This is a genomic window from Bacteroides coprosuis, from assembly GCF_020741705.1.
Classification (GTDB): Bacteria; Bacteroidota; Bacteroidia; order Bacteroidales; family Bacteroidaceae; genus Bacteroides_E; species Bacteroides_E coprosuis.
On sequence record NZ_DYYK01000039.1, the window covers coordinates 1 to 8224 of the forward strand.

The 8224-nt window shown below is 34.8% G+C and carries 4 protein-coding genes and 1 pseudogene; all 5 read left to right on the forward strand.

Translation table 11 applies throughout. The annotated features are described in order from the left end of the window. Positions 1–103 precede the first annotated feature (103 nt). A complete protein-coding gene (locus K8V80_RS02495) occupies positions 104–1279 on the forward strand; it encodes an exo-beta-N-acetylmuramidase NamZ family protein (RefSeq protein WP_276775227.1) in 1176 nt (391 codons plus the stop codon). A gap of 29 nt (positions 1280–1308) precedes the next feature. Further along, positions 1309–2766: a sodium:solute symporter gene (locus K8V80_RS02500; RefSeq protein ID WP_006743916.1), complete on the forward strand. Its 1458-nt coding sequence runs from the start codon at positions 1309–1311 to the stop codon at positions 2764–2766. A gap of 14 nt (positions 2767–2780) precedes the next feature. After that, positions 2781–5831 (forward strand): xanthan lyase, encoded by a 3051-nt coding sequence (locus tag K8V80_RS02505; RefSeq protein WP_276775229.1) that lies wholly within the window; start codon positions 2781–2783, stop codon positions 5829–5831. 19 nt (positions 5832–5850) lie between these two features. Then, the gene (locus tag K8V80_RS02510; RefSeq protein ID WP_276775231.1) at positions 5851–7704 is read left to right on the forward strand and encodes a PQQ-binding-like beta-propeller repeat protein; all 1854 of its coding nucleotides are present in this window, start codon (positions 5851–5853) and stop codon (positions 7702–7704) included. Positions 7705–7724: 20 nt separating this feature from the next. Next, a pseudogene (locus K8V80_RS02515) lies at positions 7725–8224 on the forward strand (glycosyltransferase family 2 protein); the annotation flags it as partial.

The following is an 8224-nucleotide window of genomic DNA, read 5'->3' on the forward strand; positions in this document are numbered from 1 at the left end:
TATTTAAAATAAATACACAATTCTAAATAAAACAAAATAGATGTAACCGATATTAAAATATAGATTATATTTGTAGTAATCAAAATCCCAAAATCTAAATCTGATGAAAAAGCTGTACCTCATAGTAATTAGTCTACTTTTTACACTTAATTGCTTTTCGAAAGACACCTCTATAGAAGTAGGTGCTCAACAGTACGCAGAATATTTCCCTCTACTCCAGAACAAAAGAATTGCCATTTACTCCAATCACACAGGGATGGTGAAAGATAAGCATATTTTAGATATCTTAATAGGGAATGATTTTAACGTAACAGCGATCTTTTCTCCAGAACATGGATTTAGAGGATCTGCTGATGCAGGAGAACATATTTCAAGTTCGAAAGACATAAAAACAGGTGTTCCCATCTTATCTCTATATGACGGAAAAGATGGAAAGCCTAGTAAAAAATCAATGAATCAATTTGATGTACTTGTCATCGACATACAAGATGTAGGGTTAAGGTTCTACACATACTACATCACTATGGTTAAACTAATGGATGCTTGTACTGTAAACAACAAACAAGTGGTTCTACTAGATAGACCAAATCCTAATGGGCACTATGTAGATGGTCCTATTCTTGATATGAAAAACAAATCGGGAGTAGGTCATCTGCCTATTCCTATCGTTCATGGTATGACATTGGGAGAATTAGCTCTGATGAGTATAGGAGAAGGTTGGCTAACTACTAATAAAAAGTGTGACCTCACAGTTATCAAGTGTAAGAATTATACACATAACTCACTTTATCAACTACCAATAGCTCCATCTCCTAACCTACCTAATATGTTATCTATCTATTTATACCCTTCAATTTGTTTATTTGAGGGAACTCCTGTGAGTTTAGGACGTGGCACTGATTTTCCATTTCAAGCATATGGCCATCCTGATATGAAAAACAAATATATTTTCTCGTTTACACCCAAAAGTATCTCTGGTGCCAAAAACCCTCCTCTTTTGAATAAACAATGTTACGGTGTTGATTTAAGAACAATGTCTTTGAATGAGGCTGCACAAATTAAAAAAGTTAGCTTAGATTATATTATTGATGCTTACAACACCCTCAATATGGGAGAGAGTTTTTTCAAAAGATTCTTCACTCTACTTATAGGCGTTGATTATGTTAAAGATATGATTATTGCTGGTAAGAGTGCAATGGAAATAGAATCTATGTGGAAAGAGGATGTAGAAAATTTTAAAAATCAGAGAAAGCCTTATCTTCTTTACCCAGAAAACTAAGACATCACAAACTAATAATACATACTATAATGAATCCATTTTTAGTAATACTTACCATAGCGATATATTTCATCGTATTATTTGGGATATCATACCTCTCAAGTAGAAATGCAGATAGTGATGGCTTCTTTGTGGGCAACAGAAAATCCCCCTGGTTTTTGGTAGCTATCGCTATGATTGGGTCAAGTATTTCAGGAGTAACTTTCGTTTCAGTTCCAGGTATGGTTGGCGTTAGTAGCTTCTCTTATCTACAAATGGTATTAGGTTTTGTTGTTGGGCAATTTATTATAGCATTTGTACTCATACCTTTATTCTATAAAATGAATGTAGTTTCCATCTACGAATACTTAGAAAATAGATTTGGAATGTCAAGCTACAAAACAGGGGCATGGTTCTTTTTTATATCAAAAATGCTAGGCGCTTCGGTACGATTATTTTTGGTCTGTATAACTTTGCAATTGTTAGTATTTGAGCCATTAAACCTTCCTTTCATTTTAAATGCAGCAATAACTGTTTTGCTAGTATGGCTTTATACTTTCAAAGGAGGAGTAAAGACTTTAATTTGGACAGACGCTTTTAAAACCTTTTGCTTAGTAATATCTGTAGTATTATGTATTTATTATATAGCTAGTGATTTGGATCTTACACTAAAAGGTATGCTGACAACAATCCATGAAAGTAGCTTATCAAAAACCTTCTTTTTTGACGATGTAAATGACAAAAGATATTTCTTCAAGCAATTCTTAGCAGGGATATTTACAATGATTGCGACAACGGGACTAGACCAAGATATGATGCAAAGAAATTTAAGCTGTAAGAACCACAAAGATTCACAGAAAAACATGATAACAAGTGGTATATCACAATTTTTCATCATTGCTTTATTCTTAATGCTTGGGGCTCTCCTCTTTATTTATGCCGAGAAGATGCAAATTGAGCTTCCTGAATCTAGTGATCAATTATTTCCTCTAATAGCAACAGGAGGCTACTTCCCTATAATTGTCGGAGTCTTATTTATTATCGGCTTAATATCTGCAGCTTATGCTGCAGCTGGATCGGCTCTAACAGCGTTAACCACATCCTTTACTGTTGATATATTACAGAGTAGAGATAGAAAAAGCGAAAAAGAGTTAACTAAAACTCGAAAAAAAGTTCATCTAGGGATGGCTATATTAATGGCCTTTGTTATAGTGATTATCAATGCACTCAATAACACAAGCGTTATTGATGCCGTGTATATACTAGCTAGCTATACCTATGGTCCTATTCTTGGATTATTTGCTTTTGGCATTTTTTGCAAGAAAGCTGTACACGACAAATATATACCTCTAGTAGCTATTATTGCACCAATACTCTGTTACGTATTACAAACTAATTCAGAGAAATGGTTTAACGGATATGCTTTCAGTTATGAATTACTTATTTTCAATGCTCTCTTCACTTGCATAGGATTAGCCTGTTTAATAAAGAGAGATAAACTCAACTAATACAATAACACTAAATGAATAAATACCTTAAACATACTATCCTTTTTATAGGCATTTTATGCTTCTGTATTCCGGTACAAGCACAAAATTATAGTATTGAACTCCAAAAGCGCATTGGTGAAAAAATAAATTCTATTGTGCAGCAGGAAGTTTCGGTTGGCAAAGTAGCCATTGACACAATCATTGAGAATAAAACAATTAATGTCATTTTTAATGATAATCTATCTTATTATCCACTAAGAAAAGAATCTGTCAATCTTTTTTATCACCTCATTAAACAAGAACTTTCCTCTGAAAAACAAATAGATAAAGACTTAATTATCTATTCAGATAATCATCCTATAGAATTCTTAATCCCTAAATATCACCAAGGCAACCGTAAAAACAAAAACACATTTTCTCATTCCAACAAACGACCTTTTATAGAAAATATTTCAAAGCCTTATCAATCTTCAAAAGGCCTATACAATAGACATATTGCCCTTTGGCAAAGTCACGGCTTTTATTATGAACCTAAACTTTCAAGATGGGAGTGGCAACGAGCACGTATATTTCAAACAGTTGAAGATCTATATACCCAAAGCTTTGTATTACCCTATCTTGTCCCTATGCTAGAAGCAGCAGGAGCTAATGTATTTCTTCCAAGAGAAAGAGATACACAAACTCATGAAATCATTATAGACAATGATGGAGCTTTTGCAAACAAATCACTCTATATAGAAGAAAATAAAGAGAATCTATGGACAGAAGGCTTAAAAAAGGGATTTGCACATACTAAAGCATATTACCAAGATGATGAAAATCCTTTTTCACTAGGAACATATAGACAAACTACAACTATCAAAAGAGGTGAAGCAAGTACTATTTCTTGGATTCCAGAAATCCCTGAATCTGGCGAATATGCCGTATATGTTTCATACAAAACACTACCCAACAGCACAAGTAGAGCTCACTATACAGTTCATCACAATGGCAAAGAAACAGAATTCATTATTAATCAAAAAATGGGAGGTGGTACATGGATTTATTTAGGTACATTCTACTTCCCGGCTGGAGTGAATCAGAACTGTAAAGTGACTCTATCAAATCTTTCAAAAAATAAAGGAGAAGCTATTACCGCTGATGCAGTAAAAATAGGGGGTGGATATGGTAATATTGCTCGTACTGTTTCATCAAAAGGAGCTTCTGAAAACCTTAAAAGTTCAGACAAACGACAAGACGCCTCTACTCCAACAGTAGAAAAGAGTATAAAGTATCCATATGAAGTTAGTGGATATCCTCGCTTTACTGAGGCAGCTCGTTATTGGTTGCAATGGGCCGGTATACCTGATAGCATTTACTCTCCTAGCAAAGGAGTAAATGATTACACCGACGACTACCAATGTAGAGGTCTATGGGTAAACTACTTAGCTGGAGGCTCTATGGCTAACCCTACAGAAGAGGGATTAAACATTCCAATTGACTTAGCATTTGCTTTTCATTCTGATGCAGGAACAACATTTAATGACTCAATTATCGGAACTCTCGGTATTTTTAGAACAGGATCATATGATGGCAAATATACCAATGGAGTTTCAAGATATGCTGCACGAGAGCTAACCGATTTAATTCAAACGCAGATAGTAAATGACATTCGTAATTTATATCACCCCAATTGGACAAGAAGAGGAATGTGGAATAAATCATATAGCGAGGCTTCTACACCGAAAGTTCCAACAATGCTGCTAGAGCTACTCTCTCATCAAAACTTTGCAGATATGCGATATGGATTAGATCCGAGATTTAGATTTACTGTAAGTCGTTCTATTTATAAGGGTATATTAAAGTACCTCAGTTCACAGTACAACACAGAGTATGAAGTCCAACCTCTACCAGTGGAGGCCTTTACTTCTGAATTTATAGATGAAAACAAAGTTCGATTAACTTGGGAGCCTGTAGAAGATATACTGGAACCCACAGCTAAAGCCAAACGTTATATAGTATATACCAAAATAGGACAAGGAGACTTTGATCAGGGAACTATTGTCAAAACCAACTCCTACGAGCAGGATATTCCATTGGGAGTAGTAGTCAGCTTTAAAATAACGGCACTCAATGATGGAGGGGAAAGTTTCCCTTCAGAAACACTATCAGTAGGGCGTGCTTTTAACTCCAAAGGAGATGTACTAGTAATCAATGGTTTCACACGCATTAGCGCTCCTGACGATTTTGACGCACAAGGTGACTCTATAGCAGGATTTCTTGACGATAAAGACCACGGAGTTCCTTACATTAAAGATATCAGCTACATTGGGAAAATGAAAGAGTTTAGAAGAATTATCCCTTGGATGGACGATGATGCTTCAGGCTTTGGAGATAGTTATGGTAATTTTGAAACACAGGTTATTGCAGGTAACACCTTTGATTATCCAGCAATACATGGAAAGTCTATTCTCAAAGCAGGATATTCTTTTGTATCGTGCAGCAAAAAATCTGTAGAGATAAAGAAAGCTCTATTGACACAATACCCTATAATAGATTTAATTCTTGGAAAAGAAAAGCAGTCTAAAATGGGTGCTGGAGAAAATCAACAATTACAATATAAAACATTTTCAAAAGAGCTTCAATCTCAAATTTCCAACTTTTGCGAAAATGGAGGTTCGATTTTGATTACTGGCTCTTATATTACATCTGATATTTATGATAACCCTCTAGCCACAAAGCAAGACGAAGACGTAGAGTTTTTAAACAACGTATTAAAGATAAAATGGAGAGTAGGAAGAGCTGCTACTATGGGTGGAATCAAAGAAGTTACTTCTCCCCTATCTAACCACAACAACAAATATACTTTTAATCAGAATCTCAGTGAAAAAATATATAGAGTTGAATCCCCAGATGCTATCGAACCCGCAAATAAGGATTCCCACACAGTGCTACGATACACCGAAAATAATTTAAGTGCAGGGGTGGCTTTCTCTGGAGCATATAAGGTATATGCTATGGGCGTACCTTTTGAGGTAATTCAATCCGAGGATAAAAAAGATGAGCTTATGGCTACTATCCTTTCATTCTTAACAAAAGACTAATAATTAATACAGCTAATCTATGAAAAAGACTCTCATATCAATTATTTGCTTAGTATGTGCTATTCTCCCGATGGGTGCACAAGACTTTACTTTTGCTTTATTGACTGATACACATATATCAAAACATAACCCAGCACCAGCAGAAGACTTAAATAAAGTAGTAACTGAAATAAATAATAATCCTAAAATTGAATTTGTTATTGTTTCAGGAGATTTATCAGAAGAAGGAGATTTCACCTCTTTAAGTCAAGCTAAAGCCATTTTAGCAAAATTGAACAAACCGTATTATGCCGTTCTGGGAAACCATGAAACTAAGTGGACTGAATCAGGAATGACTGATTTTGGCAAAATATTTGGAAGTGAACGAGTAAAATTCGAACATAAAGGTTTCCTTTTTTTAGGATTTAATACAGGTCCACTATTAAGAATGGCTGACGGACATGTTGTACCCCAAGATATCTCATGGCTAGAAAAAGAACTATCGGAAGCTCCTATCAACCAACCTACATTTTTAATTACCCATTATCCTTTACTAAAAGGAGATGTAGATAATTGGTATGATGTTACGAATGCTGTAAGGAAATATAACATCAAATCCTTTTTAGGAGGGCATTATCATAGCAATCGTTTCTTTCAGTATGATGGAATACCGGGTATCATAAGTAGATCAACACTTAGGGATAAAGACAATAATCCGGGTTACACATTAATTGATGTTGTAAATGACTCTCTATATGTATCAGAAAAAAAAATCAATCAAGCTCCTATACAGTGGAAGAGCTTGTCTCTAACTGAAAAGTATTATACTAAAGAAAGTGGAAATGATATTTACCCAGATTTTTCAGTAAACAACGAATACCCACTAGTAAAAAAAATATGGATGAATAAGTCGGGTGTAGGGATTTATAGTTCTCCTGCTTTATACAAAAAGAATATATATGTAGGAGATGACATGGGTTACCTCTCAGCTTATCGAATAAAAGATGGTAAAAAATTATGGCAGTTTAAAGCTGAACATCGTATTTTGGGCACACCTGAAGCAGATAATAATGTAGTGGTTTTTGGGGCTGCTGATAAACACATCTATGGATTAAATGCAAACAATGGCAAACTTCTATGGAAAATCAAAGCTAATGCACCCGTATTAGGAGCTGTAACGATCCATAATAACATCGCTTTTATTGGAGCTAGTGATGGCGTTTTTAGAGCTATTGACATCCTATCAGGAAATATAGTGTGGCAATACAATCAAGTTAAAGGATACGTAGAAACTAAACCCTTAGTAACTGATAATAAAGTCATTTTCGGAGCATGGGATAACACGCTTTATGCTTTAAATGAACAAACAGGAGAAGTAGAATGGCTTTGGACAGGAGATATAAAAGGAATGCACTTCTCTCCAGCAGCAGTATGGCCTGTAGCAGCACATGGAAAAGTTTTTATAACAGACCCTAAGCGTGCTATGACAGCGATAAGTTTACAATCAGGTGAAACAATTTGGAGAACTAATCAATCCATGGTAAGAGAGACTATTGGGTTATCTGAGGATAACCAAAGAATCTATAGTAAAACGATGAATGATAGTGTGGTTTGTTACTCAGCTGAAACAGATATTCCAGAACATCTTTGGTCTACAGACGTGGGGTTTGGATATGAGCATGCACCATCCATGCCTATAGAAAAAGAAGGAGTACTTTACGGAAGTACAAAAAATGGATTGATGTTTGCTTTAAATTCTACAACAGGTCAAATAATATGGAAGCATAAAGTTGGAAACTCTCTAATTAACACACTAGTACCTCTCGATAAAAACAGAGTTTTATTTACTGCTACAGGCGGGGAAATAGGACTATTAGAATATAAAAACAAATAAGAAATTAAAGATATAATCATATGAAAACAAGAATCAATTGCTTCATTCCTTTTCTTGACGAAGCACAAGTAAAAGAGACTATTCAAAATTTACAGCAATCAGAACTCAACTTGAACATCTATCTTGTGAGTACTCAAAAAAAATCGGATAACAAAGCCTTAGGCTATCCTATTATTTATGTACCAACACTCACTTCAACAAGCGCCATTCAATCAATAGCAGAACAAGCAAATTCTGACTATACATTGCTATACACAAAATATACAACTCTTGAGTTAGGATATTTTGCCCTAGAACGTATGCTAAAAATAGCAGATGATTCTTGTGCAGGAATGGTCTATGCAGACCACTATCAAATACTAGGAGATCAAAGAAAAAATGCACCCGTGATAGATTATCAAAAGGGCAGTTTAAGAGATGACTTCAATTTTGGTTCGGTTCTATTATTTAACACTGAAGCTTTAAAAGACTCTGTTAATCGTATGAAGGCATCTTATAATGCAGCTGGATTATATGATTT